Here is a 16,913-nt window from a genome sequence, read left to right on the forward strand (position 1 = left end):
AAGGTCGTATAGACTTCCAGAAGTCATCCCTCGACCCTGTATCTCTGGAGCGCCCCATGGCGACAGTCCCGACCGCCCTCGCCGGCCGCCACTTCCTCAAGGAGCTGGACTTCACCGAGGAGGAGTTCCGCGGCCTGGTCGCACTGGCCGCGGAGCTGAAGGCGGCGAAGAAGGCCGGGGCCGAGACACGGTATCTCCAGGGCAGGAACATCGCGCTGATCTTCGAGAAGACCTCGACGCGCACCCGCTGCGCGTTCGAGGTCGCCGCAGCCGACCAGGGCGCCTCGACGACCTACCTCGACCCGGCCGGCTCGCAGATCGGCCACAAGGAGTCCGTGAAGGACACCGCCCGCGTCCTGGGCCGGATGTACGACGCGATCCAGTACCGGGGGGACAGCCAGGCCAAGGTCGAGGAGCTGGCCGCCTCCGCCGGCGTCCCCGTCTACAACGGCCTGACCGACGACTGGCACCCCACCCAGATGCTCGCCGACGTGCTCACGATGACCGAGCACACCGACCGGCCCCTGTCGGAGACCGCCTTCGCGTACCTCGGCGACGCCCGCTTCAACATGGGCAACTCCTACCTGGTCACCGGCGCCCTGCTCGGCATGGACGTGCGCATCGTGGCCCCGCGCGCGTACTGGCCCGCTCAGGAGGTCGTCGACCGGGCGAGGGGACTGGCCGAGTCCAGCGGGGCGCGGATCACCCTCACCGAGGACGTGGACGAGGGGGTGCGCGGCGCCGGGTTCGTCGTCACCGACGTCTGGGTCTCCATGGGCGAGCCCAAGGAGGTCTGGGCCGAGCGGATCAAGGCCCTCGCCCCCTACGCGGTGACCATGGACGTCCTGCGCGCCACCGGCAACCCGGACGTCAAGTTCCTCCACTGCCTGCCCGCCTTCCACGACCTGGGCACCAAGGTCGGCCAGGAGATCTTCGAGGCCCACGGCCTGGAGTCCCTGGAGGTCACGGACGAGGTCTTCGAGTCCGCGCACTCCGTCGTCTTCGACGAGGCGGAGAACCGGCTGCACACGATCAAGGCCGTACTCGTGGCCACCCTCGCCTGAACAGGCCCTATGCTGTCCGGCGGCCCCGGAGCCACCCCTTCCGGAGCCGCCGCCGCGACCACCGTCGCGCCCCGCACCACCAGAAACGAGCACCACCCGCCATGCCCGCTTCCCGTATCAAGTCCCCCCGGGTCCTCATCGCCGAATCCGGCGCCGACCGCGAAGGCCACGGCCTGAAGCGCACGATGGGCCTCTTCCAGCTCGTCTGCTTCGGCGTCGGCGCGATCGTCGGCACCGGCATCTTCGTCGGCCTGTCCGACTCCGTCGCCGAGGCCGGTCCGGCCGTCGTCGTCTCCTTCGTGCTGGCCGCGATCACCTGCGTCTTCACCGCGTTCGCCTTCGCCGAGCTGGGCGGCGCGATCCCGGTCTCCGGCTCCTCGTACTCCTTCGCCTACGCCGGGCTCGGCGAGCGCACCGCCTTCCTCGTCGGCTGGTGCCTGCTCCTGGAGTACGGCGTCTCGGTCTCCGCGGTCGCGGTCGGCTGGAGCCAGTACGTCAACGAGCTGCTCGACAGCGTCCTCGGCATCCAGCTGCCGCACGCCCTGTCCGCGGGCCCCGGCGACGGCGGCGCGGTCAACCTGCCCGCGGTGATCGTCATCGCCCTGGCCTGCGTCCTGCTGGTGCGCGGCGTGCGGGAGAGCGCCCGGGCCACGGCCGCGATGGCCGTCCTCAAGCTGGCCGTCCTGATCGCCTTCTGCGCCATCGGCTTCGTCGCCTTCAAGGACGGCAACCTCAGCCCGTTCTCGCCGGCCGGTCTCGGCGGCATCGGCGCGGGCACCACGGCCGCCTTCTTCTCGTACATCGGCTTCGACGCGATCACCACGGCCGGTGAGGAGGCCAAGAACCCGCGCCGGGACATCCCCGTCGCGATCCTGGTCTGCATCGGCCTGGTCACCCTGCTCTACTGCGCGGTCGCCGTCGCCGCGATCGGTGCCGTCGGCGGCGACGCGGTCGGCAGCCGGCCCGCCGCCCTGTCCTACGTCGTGAACGAGGTCACCGGCTCCACGGTCGGCGGCGGCGTGGTCGCCTTCGGCGCGGTCGTCGCCATCGCCTCGGTGGTGCTCGCCGTCATGTACGGCCAGACCCGCATCCTGATGTCGATGTCCCGGGACGGACTGATCCCGCGGGTCTTCGAGAAGGTCTCGCCGCGCACCGCCACCCCGGTCGCCGGAACCCTGATCGTCGGCGTGGTCTTCGCCCTCCCCGCGGCCTTCGCGCCGCTGGACGCGGTGGTCAACCTCTGCACCATCGGCACCCTCGCCACCATGGCCGCCGTGAACGTCTCCGTCATCGCGCTGCGCCGCCGCGAGCCGGGCCTGGCCCGCACCTTCCGCGTGCCGCTGTACCCGGTGACCCCGCTCCTCGGCGTCGGTTTCTGCCTCTACCTGATGTATGAGACGGGCGGCGCCACCTGGCTCCAGTTCGCGGTGTTCCTGGCGGTGGGGCTGCTGGTGTACACGGCCTACGGCCGCCGGCACTCCCGCCTCGCCCGCCCGGAGGTCACTCCGGAGAGCAGCGCGGAGCGGGTACCGCAGGAAGCCTGAACCAGACCGCCTTGCCCGAGCCGGTGGGCCGGTGACCGCAGGACGAGCTGAGGGCGCGGATCAGCAGCAGACCGCGCCCGTGTTCCTGCCACGGGTCGGGCGGCTCGATCCCGGGGCGGGTGAGGTCGGCGGGCGGTGCCGGGTCCGGATCGTGCACCTCGACCTGGCAGCCGGTCGGCCTCAGCTCCACCACCAGCTCGATCGGCGTGGCGCCCGAGGTGTGCTCCACGGCGTTGGCGACCAGCTCCGCCGTCAGCAGCTCCGCGGTGTCGCCGTCCGTCGTGTGCTCCAGCTCGGCCAGGGCGGTGCGCACCAGGGCACGGGCCACCGGCACGGCCGCGGCGGAGTGCGGCAGGGCGATGCGCCAGGAGGCGGGAGCTTTGGAGTGATCTTGCACGGCGGGTCCGTTTCGTGGAGCAGGGCGTCCTGTCCTGCTTTCAACCGTATGAATGGTACGGCGCCACCCGGCAGAGCCGTTCGACGGGCACCCCTAGGGACCTTCGACCCTCCCGGCGCGGGACCAAAGTATCGCGCGCTCGTGACGACGGTCACGGAAGGGTGATAACTTCGAAGGGCCGCGAGACACCACGCTCAGTGAGGCCGTGCCCGCCCTAGGAGGCCCCGCCCGTCATGAGTCCCTTCACCGGCTCCGCCGCCCCCACCTCCGACTGGCGGCACCTGCGCGTCGAGCGCGCCGACGGCGTTGCCACCGTCACCCTCGCCCGCCCCGACAAGCTCAACGCCCTCACCTTCGAGGCCTACGCCGACCTGCGCGACCTGCTCGCGGAACTGTCCCGGGAGCGGTCCGTACGCGCCCTGGTCCTGGCCGGCGAGGGCCGCGGCTTCTGCTCCGGCGGCGACGTCGACGAGATCATCGGCGCGACACTGTCCCTGGACACCGCCCAGCTCCTGGACTTCAACCGGATGACCGGCCAGGTGGTGCGCGCGGTACGGGAGTGCCCGTTCCCGGTGATCGCCGCGCTGCACGGCGTCGCCGCGGGCGCGGGCGCGGTCCTCGCGCTGGCCGCCGACTTCCGCGTCGCCGACCCGTCCGCCCGCTTCGCCTTCCTCTTCACCCGCGTCGGCCTCTCCGGAGGCGACATGGGCGCCGCGTACCTGCTGCCCCGCGTCGTCGGCCTCGGCCACGCCACCCGGCTGCTGATGCTCGGCGACACGGTGCGGGCGCCCGAGGCCGAGCGCATCGGCCTGATCAGCGAACTGACCGACGAGGGCCGCGCCGACGAGGCCGCCCACGCCCTCGCCCACCGCCTCGCCGACGGCCCCGCCCTCGCCCACGCCCAGACCAAGGCCCTCCTCACCGCCGAACTGGACATGCCCCTGGCCACGGCGATCGAACTGGACGCCGCCACCCAGGCCCTCCTGATGACCGGCGAGGACTACGCGGAATTCCACGCCTCCTTCACGGAGAAACGCCCTCCGAAGTGGAACGGACGGTAGGTATGCGCACCTCAGGGGCGCGGGGAACTGCGCGACCAGCCACGACGCACCCGCACCGGGCGAACGAGCGCAACCACCCCCAACGCATCGCCATCACCGGCGGAGGCCCCGGCGGCCTCTACACCGCCGCCCTCCTCAAACGCCTCGCCCCCCACCGCGAGATCACCGTCTACGAACGCAACGCCCCCGACGACACCTTCGGCTTCGGAGTCGTCCTCTCCGACGAAACCCTCGGCGGCATCGAACACGCCGACGCGGACGTCTACGCGGCCCTCAAGGCCCACTTCGTCCGCTGGGACGACATCGACATCGTCCACCGGGGCCACCGCCACACCTCCGGAGGACACCGTTTCGCCGCCCTGGGCCGCCGCCGCCTCCTGGAGATCCTGCACGACCGCTGCCACGCCCTCGGCGTCGACCTCCGCTTCCGGGCCGAGGCCCCGGACCCCGCCGAGCTGGCGCGGACGTACGACCTCGTCGTCGCCGCCGACGGTGTGCACAGTGCCGCCCGCGAAGCCTTCCGCGACGTCTTCCGCCCCCGCGTCACCAGCCACCGCTGCCGCTACATCTGGCTGGCCGCCGACTTCGCCTTCGACGCCTTCCGCTTCGAGATCGCCGAGACCGAGCACGGCGTCATGCAACTGCACGGCTACCCCTACGCGGCCGACGCCTCGACCGTCATCGTGGAGATGCGCGAGGAGGTCTGGCGGGCGGCCGGCTTCGACGAACTCGACGAGGCGGAGTCCACCGCCCGCTGCGCCAAGATCTTCGCCGACGCCCTCGGGGGCAACCCGCTGCGTTCCAACAACTCCGCGTGGACCACCTTCCGCACCGTCGTCAACGAACGCTGGTCGCACGGCAACACCGTCCTGCTCGGCGACGCCGCCCACACCGCGCACTTCTCCATCGGCTCCGGCACGAAGCTCGCCGTGGAGGACGCCCTCGCGCTCGCCGCCTGCCTGGAGGAACAGCCCTCCCTCGCCGAGGCCCTGGCCGCCTACGAGGAGGAGCGGCGCCCCGTCGTCGCCTCGACCCAGCGCGCGGCCAAGGCCAGCCTGGAGTGGTTCGAGGACCTGGCCCGCTACGTCGGCCAGCCGCCCCGCCAGTTCGCCTTCAACCTGCTCACCCGCAGCCGCCGGGTCACCCACGACAACCTGCGGCTGCGCGACGCGGGCTTCACCGGGTCCGTGGAGCGCGAGTTCGGCTGCCCGCCCGGCACGCCTCCGATGTTCACCCCGTTCCGGCTGCGCGACCTGACCCTGCGCAACCGCGTCGTGGTGTCGCCGATGGACATGTACTCCGCCGTCGACGGCGTCCCCGGCGACTTCCACCTGGTCCACCTGGGCGCCCGCGCCCTCGGCGGCGCCGGGCTGGTGATGACGGAGATGGTGTGCGTCAGCGCCGAGGGCCGCATCACCCCCGGCTGCGCGGGCCTCTACACCAACCGGCAGGGCGAGGCGTGGCGGCGGATCACCGACTTCGTGCACGCGAGCGCGCCGGGCACCGCGATCGGCGTGCAGCTCGGCCACAGCGGGCGCAAGGGCTCGACCCGGCTGATGTGGGAGGGCATGGACGAACCGCTGCCCGAGGGCAACTGGCCCCTGGTGGCGCCCTCCCCGCTGCCGTACAGGCCGGGCGGCCAGACGCCCCGCGAGCTGTCCCGGGCGCAACTGACCGACATCCGTGAGCAGTTCACGTCCGCCGCGACCCGCGCCGCCCGGGTCGGCTTCGACCTGCTCGAACTGCACTGCGCCCACGGCTACCTGCTCTCCGGCTTCCTCTCCCCGCTCACCAACCGGCGCACCGATGCCTACGGCGGCTCACTGGAGCAGCGGCTCCGCTTCCCGCTGGAGGTGTTCGACGCCGTACGCGGGGTGTGGCCCGGGGAGCGGCCCATGACCGTGCGCGTCTCCGCCACCGACTGGGCCGAGGGCGGCATCGGTGCCGAGGAGGCCGTGGCGATCGCCCGCGCCTTCGCGGCGCACGGCGTGGACGCCGTCGACGTGTCCACGGGGCAGGTCGTGTCCGACGAACGGCCCGAGTTCGGGCGGTCGTACCAGACGCCGTACGCGGACCGCATCCGCCACGAGGCGGGCGTGCCGGTGATCGCCGTCGGCGCGATCTCCTCCTGGGACGACGTCAACTCACTGATCCTGGCCGGGCGTACCGACCTGTGCGCCCTCGCCCGCCCGCACCTCTACGACCCGCACTGGACGCTGCACGCCGCGGCCGAGCAGGGGTACGAGGGCCCGGGGGCGGTCTGGCCGGCGCCGTACCGCGCGGGCAGCCGTCCGCCGCGCACCGGACGCACCGACGCCCCCAGGCCCCGGCTCACGCTGCACGGCGGGCCTCAGGAGGTGTAGCCCCAGGCCTCGCAGACCGGGCGAAGCGGCTCCGGGACCTCGTCCGCGTCGGGCAGCGCGCGGCCCGGCTGCACGGTGCCGGTGCGGATGTTGTCGCGCCAGTCGCCGAGCCCCCTGACCAGCTCGCCGCCGCTCTTCTTGCCGTAGTTCAGCATGGCCGGGGCGTAGTCGACGCCGAGGAACGCGCACAGGCGGCGCATCTCGCCGTCCGGGTCGTCGGTGATGTCCTCGTAGCGCACGGTGAAGCCCTCGGCGTCCGCCGCGCGGGCCTCCTCGACGGCCGTCAGGTACTTGAGCACGTCGGTGACGGCCGTGTCGTACGGCCGCTTGACGGGGTCGGTCTCGTGCCAGGAGCGGGCCACCGACACGGGGTGGCGCAGCAGGAAGACGAAGCGGGCGTCGGGCCAGCAGTCCTTGAGGCGCTGGTACATGTAGACGTTGGCCGGGGTCTTCTCGACCACGAAGTCCTTGCCCGATCTGGTCAGCTCCCGGTGCAGGACGCGGTCCCACAGCAGATGCTCCAGATCGCCGCGCTTCAGGCCGAGGGCGCCCATGGCCCGCTCGGAGAACCAGTTGGTGCAGGTGACCTCCAGCTTGCCTATGTGCAGCTCGTGCGGGGCGTGCAGCCGCGGGTGGGCGCCCATCATCATGCGCAGCAGGGTGGAGCCGGAACGGATGGACGAGATGATGAAGACGGGCCGCCGCAGCAGCCGCTCGGTGGGAAGTTCCTCGGGAGACGGACATCGGTAGGCGGCCGCGGGGCGCGCCGCCGCCGGCTTCGGCGCGGCGGATTTGTCCTTCTCCTTCACGGCCTGGGGTGCTCTCCGCACCTGGAGGCCGGTGGTGACGGTGAGGGCCCGGTTCAAGTTGCGCGCGAGACTCATGCTTCCGCACGGTAGGTGAGAAACCTGAGAAGAGGGTCTGAGAAGACTGAGCGTTCCCTGATCCAGGAAAAGTGTGATGCAGGTCACTCGGCGTGGTTGGATGATTCTCCGAGTGCCGCGAAGCGGGAGCCCGCGTCGCGCAGCCGCTCGTGCAGGGCGCGGAAGACGGCCGCCGAGCGCGTGCCGGGCCACTGTGCGGGCAGCAGCCGGGCGGGCAGCCCCGGGTCCGTGTAGGGCAGGTGGCGCCAGGAGTCCAGGGCGAGGAGGTAGTCGCGGTAGGCATCCTCGGGCGGGGTGTCCGCCCGGCCCTCCCAGTCGCGCAGGACGCGCGCGTGGCGGTCGAGGAACGCCTCGTGCTCCTTGGCGATCGCGGCCAGGTCCCACCAGCGCCCCACGGCCCGGGCGGTCGGCGTGAAACCCAGGTGCTCGCCGCGGAAGAAGTCGACGTAGGAGTCCAGGTCCAGCCGGCCCAGCGTGTGCCGTGTCTCCTCGTACAGCCGGGCCGGGGCGATCCACACGCCGGGGGCCGCGCTGCCGAAGCCGAGGCCGGCCAGGCGGGAGCGCAGGACGTGCCGCTTCTGCCGCTGCGACTCCGGCACGGAGAACACGGCGAGCACCCAGCCCTCGTCGTCGTGCGGGGCCGTGGCGTAGATGCGCCGGTCGCCGTCGTCCAGCAACTGACGTGCCTGGGGCGACAGCGCGTAGCCCGCCGCGCCCCCGGCGGTACGGGCGGGCAGCAGCAGCCCGCGCCGCTTCAGCCGGGACACCGACGAGCGCACGGAAGGGGCGTCCACCGCGACCGCGCCCAGCAGCCGGATCAGCTCCGCGACGGGCACCGGGCCCGGCGCGAAACGGCCGTAGGCGCCGTAGAGCGTGACGATGAGGGACCTCGGGGCGTGCTGCGCGTGCTGGTCGTACACGTTGATCATCTTATGTCGTCGGCCAGGAGCCGGTACCGCTGGAGCTTGCCGGTCGCCGTGCGCGGCAGCGCGTCCAGGAAGACGATCTCCCGCGGGCACTTGTAGGGCGCCAGCTCCTCGCGCAGGAAGGCGCGCAGCGCCTCGGCGTCCCGCACGGCGCCCTCCTTCAGTACGGCGTGGGCCACCACGATCTGCCCGCGCCGGGTGTCGGGCCGGCCCACCACGGCCGCCTCCACGACGTCCGGATGCCGCAGCAGCGCGTCCTCGACCTCCGGTCCCGCGATGTTGTACCCGGCGGAGATGATCATGTCGTCGGCCCGGGCCACGTACCGGAAATAGCCGTCGGGCTCACGTATGTACGTGTCCCCGGTGATGTTCCAGCCGTCGCGCACGTACTCCCGCTGCCGCGGATCGGCGAGATACCGGCACCCCACCGGACCGCGCACGGCGAGCAGTCCCGGCTCGCCGTCGGGCACCGGCACGCCGGAGGCGTCCTGCACGCGTGCGTGCCAGCCCGGCACCGGGACGCCCGTCGTGCCCGGTCTGATGTCGCCGTCGGCGGCGGAGACGAAGATGTGCAGCAGCTCGGTGGCGCCGATGCCGTTGATGACGCGCAGCCCGGTCTGCTCGTACCAGGCCTGCCAGGTGGCCGCGGGCAGGTTCTCGCCCGCCGAGACGCACCGCCTCAGGCTCGACACGTCGTACCCGTCCAGTTCGTCGAGCATCGCGCGGTACGCCGTCGGCGCGGTGAACAGCACCGACACCCGGTGCTCGGCGACGGCCGGCAACAGCTGCCTGGGGCCCGCCTGTTCGAGCAGCAGGGCGCTCGCCCCGGCCCGCATCGGGAAGACCACGAGACCGCCGAGCCCGAAGGTGAAGCCGAGCGGCGGGCTGCCCGCGAAGACGTCGTCCGGGTCCGGCTTGAGCACGTGCCGGGAGAAGGTGTCGGCGATGGCCAGCACGTCGCGGTGGAAGTGCATGCAGCCCTTGGGGCGGCCGGTGGTGCCCGAGGTGAAGGCGATCAGCGCCACGTCGTCGGCCGCGGTGTCCACGGCCGGGTACGGCGTGCCGGGCGCCGTGCCCGCCGCCGTGCGGGCCAGCAGGTCGTCGGGGGCGTCCCCGCCGTACGTCGTGATCCGCAGTCCGGGGATCTCCGCCTTGGCGAGGTCGTCGACGGACCGGACGTCGCACAGGGCGTGCCGCACCCGGGCGATCTCGCAGATCGCGCCCAGCTCGTGCGGGCGCTGCTGGGCCAGCACGGTGACCGCCACCGCGCCCGCCTTCAGCACCGCCAGCCAGCAGGCGGCCAGCCAGGGCGTGGTGGGGCCGCGCAGCAGCACCCGGTTGCCCGGTACGACGCCCAGCTCGCCGGTGAGCGCGTGGGCGATCCGGTCGACGCGGTCCCGGAGCAGGCCGTAGCTCCAGGTGTCCCCGGTGGCGGTGCGGAAGACCGGGCGGTCGCCGGGCGGGCCGGCGAGCAGCTCGGCGGCGCAGTTCAGCCGCGCGGGGTAGCGCAGCTCCGGCAGGTCGAAGCGGAGCTGCGGCCACTGGTCGGGGGGTGGCAGGTGCTCGCGCGCGAAGGTGTCGACGTGGGCGGAGCGGCTCGGGTCCGCGTGCTGCGGAGCTGCCATGGCGGTTCGCCCCCTTTGTCGTGGTGGGCACGCGCATCGAGCGTATCGCGTTGGTGACGACAGTCAACGGGGCGCGATAACCTCGGGTGAGACCCAGCGGCCGCAGCGGAGCAGGGGAAGGACCGGCGATGACCGCATTCTCGCTCGAACCGGCGCAGCTCACCTGGTGCGGGGAGCTGCGCGCCCTGGCCGTCGAACGGCTGCGTCCGTTGGCGGACAAGGGGGAGTCCGGCCACGTCAACCGTGCCCTCGTCGCCGAACTCGGCGCGCTCGGGCTGCTCTCCCGCCTGTTCACCTCGGGCGCGCTCGACCTGTGCCTGATGCGCGAGTCCCTCGCCCACGCCTGCACGGAGGCCGAGACCGCCCTCGCCCTCCAGGGCCTCGGCGCCCACCCGGTGCACGCCCACGGCACCGGGACCCAGCGCGCCCGCTGGCTCCCCGGCGTCGTCGCCGGCACGACGGTCGCCGCCTTCGCCCTCAGCGAGCCCGACGCGGGCTCGGACGCGGCGGCCCTGACCCTCACGGCGGCCCCGTCGGCGTCACGGCCCGCCGCGGGGGAGCCCCGGGGTCCGGCGGGGGAGGGCGCGGGGAGCGGCACGAGCACGGCCCCGTCGGCCGAGTCCGCCTGGGCCACCGAGGGCACCGGCACCGTCCGGGACGCGGTGGCGCCCGCCGCCGAGGACGACGCGAACGCTCCTGCCCCCGGGGACCGCGCGGGAGCGGCCCGCGACGCCCCGTCGGATCCCGTCGCTGCGGGCCCCCTCACCCTGGACGCCGACCCCGACGGCGGCTCCCGCTGGCGGCTCACCGGCGAGAAGTGCTGGATCTCCAACGCGCCCGAAGCCGACTTCTACACCGTGTTCGCCCGCACCACACCCGGCGCCGGCGCCCGCGGCGTGACCGCCTTCCTCGTGCCCGCCGACCGGCCCGGCCTTTCCGGCAGCCCGCTCGACATGCTCTCGCCGCACCCCATCGGCGCCCTCGCCTTCGACGCCGTGCCCGTCACCGCGGACGACGTGCTCGGCGAGCCGGACCGTGGCTTCCGGGTCGCGATGGACACCCTCAACCTGTTCCGGCCCAGCGTCGGCGCCTTCGCCGTCGGCATGGCCCAGGCCGCCCTCGACGCCACCGTCGCGCACACCACCTCCCGCGACGCCTTCGGCGGCAAGCTGCGCGACCTCCAGACCGTCGCCCACCAGGTCGCCGAGATGTCCCTGCGCACCGAGGCCGCCCGCCTGATGGTGTACGCGGCGGCGACGGCGTACGACGAGGGCGCCCCGGACGTCCCGCGGCGCGCGGCGATGGCGAAACTGCTCGCCACCGAGACCGCCCAGTACGTCGTCGACCGGGCCGTCCAACTGCACGGCGCCCGCGCCCTGCGCCGCGGCCACCTCCTCGAACACCTCTACCGCGAGGTGCGCGCACCCCGCGTCTACGAGGGCGCGAGCGAGGTGCAGCGCGGCATCATCGCCAAGGAGCTGTACCGCACGCACGACACGACGACAGAGGAGGCCGGTACATGACCGCCGAACGGGTGAACCCGCCCGAACTCTCCCCGCCCACCGGCTTCTCGCACGCCGTCGTCGCCACCGGTACCCGTGTCGTGTTCCTGGCCGGCCAGACCGCCCTGGACACCGACGGCAAGGTCACCGGCGACACCCTCCCCGCCCAGTTCGAACAGGCCCTCACCAACCTCCTGACCGCCCTGCGAGCCGCCGGCGGCACCCCCGCCGACCTCGCCCGCGTCACCGTCTACGCCACGGACGTCGCCGCCTACCGCACCCACGCCGCCGACCTCGGCCGCACCTGGCGCCGACTGGCCGGCCGCGACTACCCGGCGATGGCGGTCGTGGAGGTCGTACGCCTCTGGGACGAACGAGCGATGGTGGAACTCGACGGCTTCGCGGTACTGCCGTAGCCCACTGCCGCGACGCGTCCGCCGGCCCTAGAGTTCCGGCATGCCGGACATCGAACTGAGCGCGGGCACCATCGAGTACGAGGACACCGGCGGGGACGGCCCGGTCGTCGTCCTCCTCCACGGCCTCGTCCTCCCCCACGCTCGGCTTCGCTCGCGCGGGCGGTGCCCCCATCGCCACCGTCTGGCGCCGGGTCCTCGCCGACCTGCGCGCCGACCACCGGGTGATCGCGCCGACCCTGCCCTACGGCTCCCACCGGCGGCCGCTGACCCGGCCGCCCACGCCGGACCTCGTCAACGAACTGATCGCGGAGTTCCTCGGCCGTCTCGACCTGACCGACGTGACCCTGGTCGAGAACGACTGCGGACGCGCCCAGACGGTGGCGGCCCGGCACCCGGAGCGGCTGGCGCGGCTGGTGCTCGTCGCGTGCGAGGCGTTCGACAACTACCCGCCGGGGCTGCCGGGAAAGCTGATCGGCGTCGCCTGCCGCCTGCCCGGCGGCGTGCCCCTGCTGGTCCGCACCCTGGGCCTGAAGCCGCTGCGCCGCCTCCCCGTCGGTATCGGCGCCCTCACCAAGCGGCCCGTGCCGGACGCGGTCGTCGACGGGTGGCTGCGCCCCCTGCGCACCGATCCGGCGGTCCGCCGCGACTTCCGGCACTACAACACCCACGTCCGCGGTGACGAACTGCTGGAGGCCGCCCAGGGGCTGCGGAGGTTCGACCGGCCCGCGCTCGTCGTCTGGGCGACCGAGGACCTGATGATGCCCCGCGCCCACGGCCGGCGTCTGACCGAACTCCTCCCGCAGGGGCGGCTGGTGGAGGTCGAGGACGCCCGGACGCTGATCCCCGAGGACCAGCCGGAGCTGCTCGCCTCCCTGCTGCGGGAGTTCATCGCCGAGAAGCGCTGAGCCGAGGAACGCTGAGCGGCACCCGGCGGACGGTCCGGCTCAGGCCGCCATCGCCAGGCGCCCGGCGGGCATCCGGCGCGGCGCGACCACCCGGCCGTCGGGCCGCAGCTCACCGGTGTCGTCGAAGACGATCGTGCCGTCGCACAGCAGGTTCCACCCCTGCTCCGGGTGGGCGGCGACGACGTGCGCGACGACGGTCGCGGGGGAGTCGGCCCCGGGGCAGGAAGACCGGTGGGTACACATGGCGCACCTCCACGTCGGGAGACCGTCCCGTCGTCGGGACCGTCGCATGAACAGACCGTGCGCCCGCCGAAAGCTCATCGCCAAGACCCGGGCGGCAAGCGTGACAACACCCGGACAACCCGGCGACGGTTCACGGACGGCGGCGCCGCGGACTCGCCACCGAAGGGGTGACGGTCACCGGCACCGGCCCGTCCGCCCGGTACCAGTGGAACACCCGAACACCCCATGCCGCATTCCGACCGATTGGGAGATCCCCCATGCCCGTACGCTCCGCGGTCCTCGCCGCGGCCGCCGGCGCCGCCCTGTTCCTGCCGGCCGCCCCCGCCGCGACGGCGGCCCCCACCGACACCCCGACCGTCACGGAGTCCGTGACCGTCGACCGGACCGGCCGCCTCGCCGCCGACGGCACCGTCACCCTCACCGGCACCTACCGCTGCACCGCCGCCGACGGTGCGGTCTTCGTCAGCTCCGTCGTGCGTCAGGGCGACGACTCGTCCGTCCGCCACGGCATCGGCGGCACCCGCGCGGTCTGCGACGGCAAGGAGCACCGCTGGGCCAACACGGGCACGCCCTCCGCCGACGCGCTCAAGCCGGGCGCGGCCCACGTCGAGGCGACGCTGATGGAGCTGCGGACCACGAGCGGCCTGCCGCTGCCCAGCTTCCACGCGCTGCAGGACCAGGACGTGAAGCTGGTGGCGGGCTGAGCGGACGGCGCCCAATTCCTCCACCACTTCCCGGAGAAGGAATTACCCATTCGCTCTCCGGGAGACGGCGGGAAGGAATTGGGCGCCTTTCGGAAGTGCTGTTGTCGCGCCAGTAGCGCTGTTTCAGTCCCCGCGATCAGTAACACAGAGTTATGTTCGCTTCTTGGGGCCGGTGCCCGGCCGAGGTGTGCGCGGGGTGCTCTGCCGCTGCTGCGGGAGGGACACCGGGTCCTGGCCGGCCGTGTCCGCCGCCTCGTCCCCCGGCGCGGCCGCCGCACGCTGCCGGTGGCGCGGCACCGCCCGCCGGGGCGGCCGGGTGAGCGTGATCTGCCGGACGATCTGCTGGAAGCAGACCAGCGAGGCGAGCCCCGGCAGTGCCGCGGCGGCCCCGTCGCTGACCGTACGCGGCGCCTCCGCGATGCACAGCAGCATCGCGATGGCCGAGAACAGCAGGACGACGGCCCAGGAGTGGACGGCGCGACGCTGGTGCAGGGCCGACCGCAAGACCGCCAGCGACGCCACCAGCCAGGGCCCGTAGACCAGCAGCGGCCACCAGGACACGACGCTGCCGCGCGTACGCGTGACGGCGGCCAGCCGCAGCGGCTCGTAGGCCACCATGCCGCCGAACAGGCTGACGGAGGCCGCGATGACCGCGGCCAGCGCCGCCACGAAAAGGCTCGCGGCACGCAGCCGGCTCACCTTCGGGCGGCGGACGCGGCGGTGACTGGTGGGCGCGTCTCTCAACGGGGGCAGTTCCGCGGTGATTTCCTGCAGATTGCTCAGCGGTGTGCCCGGCACCGGAGGGATCGCCGAGGTGTCCATCCCGTACGGGACGGCGGGCTGCTGCTCCACCGCGTCCTGGAGCAGGAACGCGAGTTCCTCGGCCGGGTCCCAGCCGGGGTCGGGCGGGACGAGGGTTTCCCCGAAGGCTTCCTGGGGTGCCCGGTGCCGCCCGGTGCCCGCGGGGCGGAACGAGCCCTCGCCGTACGGCATGTGCGGGTAGGTGTGTTCCTCGTGCACGGCGCGCCGGTCACTCCGCCCGGGGGCAGGTCAGGGAGGACTGCGCCCTGGCCCAGCGCTCGGCGAGGCCGGTCTCCAGTTCCGTCATGACGTCCAGGAAGCGTTGCAGGACCGGTTCGGTCACCCGGAGGGGAACGGGGTGCCCGCCTCTGGTCAGGGTTCCGTCACTCGGTGACGGACAGTGATCTTTGCCGGGCCTGTAGGTGTACGGGCCGAGCGCCGTCAATTCCCCGTGTTCCTCGGTCATATCCGAAGTAACGTCTGCCTACTCCGTCGGATGCGCGGCAGTCGAGTGAACGATTTCTGCGATACTTACCCAATCCCGAATTCACACCGGCTCGGTCTCGCGCGGGTGTCAGCGGTCGCTGCGGGTGAGGCCGTCCAGGAGCAGGTCGAGCAGCCGTTCGGCCCGCGCGCGCTGTGGGGCGTCGCCGGCCACGAGGGTGACGCCGGCCAGGGCCATGAGGATGTCGGTCGAGGTCACGTCCGCGCGGATCACCCCCTGCGCGACCCCGGCGAGGCGGAACTCCTCCACCGCGCCCGTGAGTTGCTCGCGGGTCAGCGAACTCAGCCGCTCGTCGTCACGCAGGAGGGTCGCCAGCGTGTCGGCCATGCCGTGCTTGGTGGCGAGGTAGTCCAGTACTTCGGACATCCACGCCCGTAGGGCACGGTCGGCGGGCAGTTCGCCGAGGAGGTCCGCGGCGCGTGCGGAGAGCCGTGCCGTCTCGTAGCGGTAGGTGGCGTCGACGAGCTGTTCGCGGGTCGGGAAGCGCCGGTACAGCGTGCCGATGCCGACGCCCGCGTCCTTGGCGATCTGCTTCAGGGTCGCGGCGGCGCCGTCGCGCGCGAAGGCCAGGGCCGCCGCGGCGAGCAGCCGGTCCTCGTTGGCCCGCGCGTCGGCCCGGACCGGCCGGTCCGCCCGCCCGTGCGCGCCCTCTCCCTCTCGGCCTGCCACTCCCGGCCTCCACTTCCCCGGCTTGCCAACCGGAGTCGGCTCCGCTTACCTTCTCGTCACGTAAGCGGAGTTGGCTCCGCTTGGTGGAAAGGTAGCAGGCACCCGCCTGCCGTGCCACGCCACCGTGACCACGAGAGGACGGCCGCGATCATGCGCTACCGCACGCTGGGCAGTACGGGGGTCCAGGTCAGCTCGCTGTGCCTGGGCGCGATGATGCTCGGAAAGTGGGGGAACCCCGACCACGACGACTCGGCCCGCATCATCCGCCATGCGCTCGACGCGGGCGTCAACATCATCGACACCGCCGACGTGTACTCGGACGGAGAGTCCGAACGGATCGTCGGCAAGGCGATCGCCGGACGGCGTGACGAGGTCGTCCTCGCCACCAAGGTGTCCAGCCCCATGGGGCCCGGCCGCAACGAGCGCGGTGCCTCGCGCCGCTGGATCGTCCGGGCCTGCGAGGCGAGCCTGCGCCGTCTGGGCACCGACCACATCGACCTCTACCAGGTGCACCGGCCCGACCCCGTCACCGACCTGGACGAGACCCTGGGCGCGCTCACCGACCTCGTCCGCGCCGGGAAGATCCGGTACGCGGGATCCTCCACCTTCACCCCGTCCGCGATCGTACGGGCGCAGTGGACCGCCGAGCGGCGGCAGCGCGAGCGCTTCGTCTGCGAACAGCCGCCCTACTCCCTGCTGGTCCGGGGGATCGAGGCCGACGTGCTCCCCACCTGCGAGACGTACGGCATGGGAGTGCTCGCCTGGAGCCCGCTGGCCGGGGGCTGGCTGTCCGGCCGCTGGCACCGCGGCGCCGTGGGCCCGTCCAGTCACCGCACCCGGACCATGCCCTTCCGCACCACGCTCTCCCACTACGACCTGGATGTGCCCGGCAACCGGGCGAAGCTCGACGCGGCCACCGAACTCGCCGCCGTCGCAGCGGAGGCGGGCCTGACGCTGATCCAGCTCGCGCTGGCCTTCGTCACCACCCACCCGGCGGTCTCCGCGGCGATCATCGGTCCGCGCACCGTCGAGCACCTGCGCGACCAGCTGAGCGCGGCGGACATCGTCCTGGAGCCCGACCTGCTGGACCGCGTCGACCGCGTCGTGGCCCCGGGGACCGACCTCAATCCGGACGACGCCGGGTACGCCGCGGACGTCCTCGCCGACGCGGGCCGCCGCCGCGGCGCCGCCGCACGGTGGGCCGGGGTGTCCTGAGGCCGTCAACCACGCATACCTCGCCGGAAGTTGAGTGTGTGGTGTCCTCGTCGGGGTAGGCCCACCCGATCAGGATCACGATGCGAAGG

The 16,913-nt window shown here is 73.0% G+C and carries 16 protein-coding genes; 9 read left to right on the forward strand and 7 right to left on the reverse strand.

From position 1 onward, the window contains the following. The first annotated feature begins 56 nt into the window (after positions 1-56). Together argF and ACFW01_RS14770 are read left to right on the forward strand one after the other, a co-directional pair. Positions 57-1,064 carry an ornithine carbamoyltransferase gene (gene argF, locus ACFW01_RS14765; protein ID WP_234958608.1) on the forward strand — a complete coding sequence of 336 codons (1,008 nt, stop codon included), beginning with the start codon at positions 57-59 and terminating at the stop codon, positions 1,062-1,064. 101 nt (positions 1,065-1,165) lie between these two features. After that, positions 1,166-2,608: an amino acid permease gene (locus tag ACFW01_RS14770; RefSeq protein ID WP_234958609.1), complete on the forward strand. Its 1,443-nt coding sequence runs from the start codon at positions 1,166-1,168 to the stop codon at positions 2,606-2,608. Here ACFW01_RS14770 and ACFW01_RS14775 read toward each other — a convergent pair. Then, positions 2,565-3,005 (reverse strand): ATP-binding protein, encoded by a 441-nt coding sequence (locus ACFW01_RS14775; protein ID WP_234958610.1) that lies wholly within the window; start codon positions 3,003-3,005, stop codon positions 2,565-2,567. The genes ACFW01_RS14770 and ACFW01_RS14775 overlap by 44 nt on opposite strands. A gap of 233 nt (positions 3,006-3,238) precedes the next feature. On the opposite strand from ACFW01_RS14775, the gene ACFW01_RS14780 reads away from it, so the two are divergent. Continuing rightward, positions 3,239-4,066: an enoyl-CoA hydratase family protein gene (locus ACFW01_RS14780; protein ID WP_234958611.1), complete on the forward strand. Its 828-nt coding sequence runs from the start codon at positions 3,239-3,241 to the stop codon at positions 4,064-4,066. A gap of 2 nt (positions 4,067-4,068) precedes the next feature. Continuing rightward, entirely contained in the window at positions 4,069-6,429 is a 2,361-nt protein-coding gene (locus tag ACFW01_RS14785; RefSeq protein ID WP_234958612.1) for a bifunctional salicylyl-CoA 5-hydroxylase/oxidoreductase, read from the forward strand. Here the strand turns inward: ACFW01_RS14785 and ACFW01_RS14790 are convergent. The 3 genes from ACFW01_RS14790 to ACFW01_RS14800 all read right to left on the reverse strand — a co-directional run bounded on the left by ACFW01_RS14790 (position 6,417) and on the right by ACFW01_RS14800 (position 9,927). Further along, positions 6,417-7,313: a sulfotransferase gene (locus ACFW01_RS14790; RefSeq protein WP_234958613.1), complete on the reverse strand. Its 897-nt coding sequence runs from the start codon at positions 7,311-7,313 to the stop codon at positions 6,417-6,419. The two genes, ACFW01_RS14785 and ACFW01_RS14790, sit on opposite strands and share 13 nt — an antisense overlap. Before the next feature lie 83 nt (positions 7,314-7,396). Further along, complete coding sequence (locus tag ACFW01_RS14795; protein WP_234958614.1) at positions 7,397-8,242, reverse strand: PaaX family transcriptional regulator C-terminal domain-containing protein; 846 nt, start codon at positions 8,240-8,242, stop codon at positions 7,397-7,399. Next, positions 8,239-9,927 carry an AMP-binding protein gene (locus ACFW01_RS14800; protein WP_234958642.1) on the reverse strand — a complete coding sequence of 563 codons (1,689 nt, stop codon included), beginning with the start codon at positions 9,925-9,927 and terminating at the stop codon, positions 8,239-8,241. Before ACFW01_RS14800 ends, ACFW01_RS14795 begins: the two co-directional genes overlap by 4 nt. Positions 9,928-9,992: 65 nt before the next feature. Here ACFW01_RS14800 and ACFW01_RS14805 point away from each other — a divergent pair, with 65 nt between their 5' ends. The 3 genes from ACFW01_RS14805 (at position 9,993) to ACFW01_RS14815 (ending at position 12,687) form a co-directional block, all read left to right on the forward strand. Continuing rightward, positions 9,993-11,387: an acyl-CoA dehydrogenase family protein gene (locus tag ACFW01_RS14805; protein ID WP_234958615.1), complete on the forward strand. Its 1,395-nt coding sequence runs from the start codon at positions 9,993-9,995 to the stop codon at positions 11,385-11,387. Then, positions 11,384-11,782 (forward strand): RidA family protein, encoded by a 399-nt coding sequence (locus ACFW01_RS14810; RefSeq protein WP_234958616.1) that lies wholly within the window; start codon positions 11,384-11,386, stop codon positions 11,780-11,782. Before ACFW01_RS14805 ends, ACFW01_RS14810 begins: the two co-directional genes overlap by 4 nt. 221 nt (positions 11,783-12,003) lie before the next feature. Then, positions 12,004-12,687: an alpha/beta fold hydrolase gene (locus ACFW01_RS14815; RefSeq protein ID WP_384503851.1), complete on the forward strand. Its 684-nt coding sequence runs from the start codon at positions 12,004-12,006 to the stop codon at positions 12,685-12,687. Positions 12,688-12,726: 39 nt separating this feature from the next. On the opposite strand, the gene ACFW01_RS14820 is transcribed toward ACFW01_RS14815, so the two are convergent. Continuing rightward, positions 12,727-12,930 carry a DUF5999 family protein gene (locus ACFW01_RS14820; RefSeq protein WP_234958617.1) on the reverse strand — a complete coding sequence of 68 codons (204 nt, stop codon included), beginning with the start codon at positions 12,928-12,930 and terminating at the stop codon, positions 12,727-12,729. Positions 12,931-13,187: 257 nt separating this feature from the next. Between ACFW01_RS14820 and ACFW01_RS14825 the strand changes: the two genes are divergently transcribed. Next, positions 13,188-13,634, forward strand: coding sequence for a DUF6299 family protein (locus tag ACFW01_RS14825; RefSeq protein ID WP_384503853.1), 447 nt, complete (start codon positions 13,188-13,190; stop codon positions 13,632-13,634). A 150-nt stretch (positions 13,635-13,784) separates the two neighbouring features. Here ACFW01_RS14825 and ACFW01_RS14830 read toward each other — a convergent pair whose 3' ends face one another. Further along, positions 13,785-14,627, reverse strand: a complete 843-nt coding sequence (locus tag ACFW01_RS14830; RefSeq protein WP_234958643.1) for a hypothetical protein — start codon at positions 14,625-14,627, stop codon at positions 13,785-13,787. Between the two features lie 382 nt (positions 14,628-15,009). Then, positions 15,010-15,609: a TetR/AcrR family transcriptional regulator gene (locus tag ACFW01_RS14835; protein ID WP_234958619.1), complete on the reverse strand. Its 600-nt coding sequence runs from the start codon at positions 15,607-15,609 to the stop codon at positions 15,010-15,012. A gap of 150 nt (positions 15,610-15,759) precedes the next feature. Between ACFW01_RS14835 and ACFW01_RS14840 the strand changes: the two genes are divergently transcribed. After that, positions 15,760-16,824, forward strand: coding sequence for an aldo/keto reductase (locus tag ACFW01_RS14840; RefSeq protein WP_384503855.1), 1,065 nt, complete (start codon positions 15,760-15,762; stop codon positions 16,822-16,824). Positions 16,825-16,913 lie beyond the last annotated feature (89 nt).

The sequence above is a fragment of the Streptomyces sp. NPDC058985 genome, assembly GCF_042740985.1.
Lineage (GTDB): Bacteria > Actinomycetota > Actinomycetes > Streptomycetales > Streptomycetaceae > Streptomyces.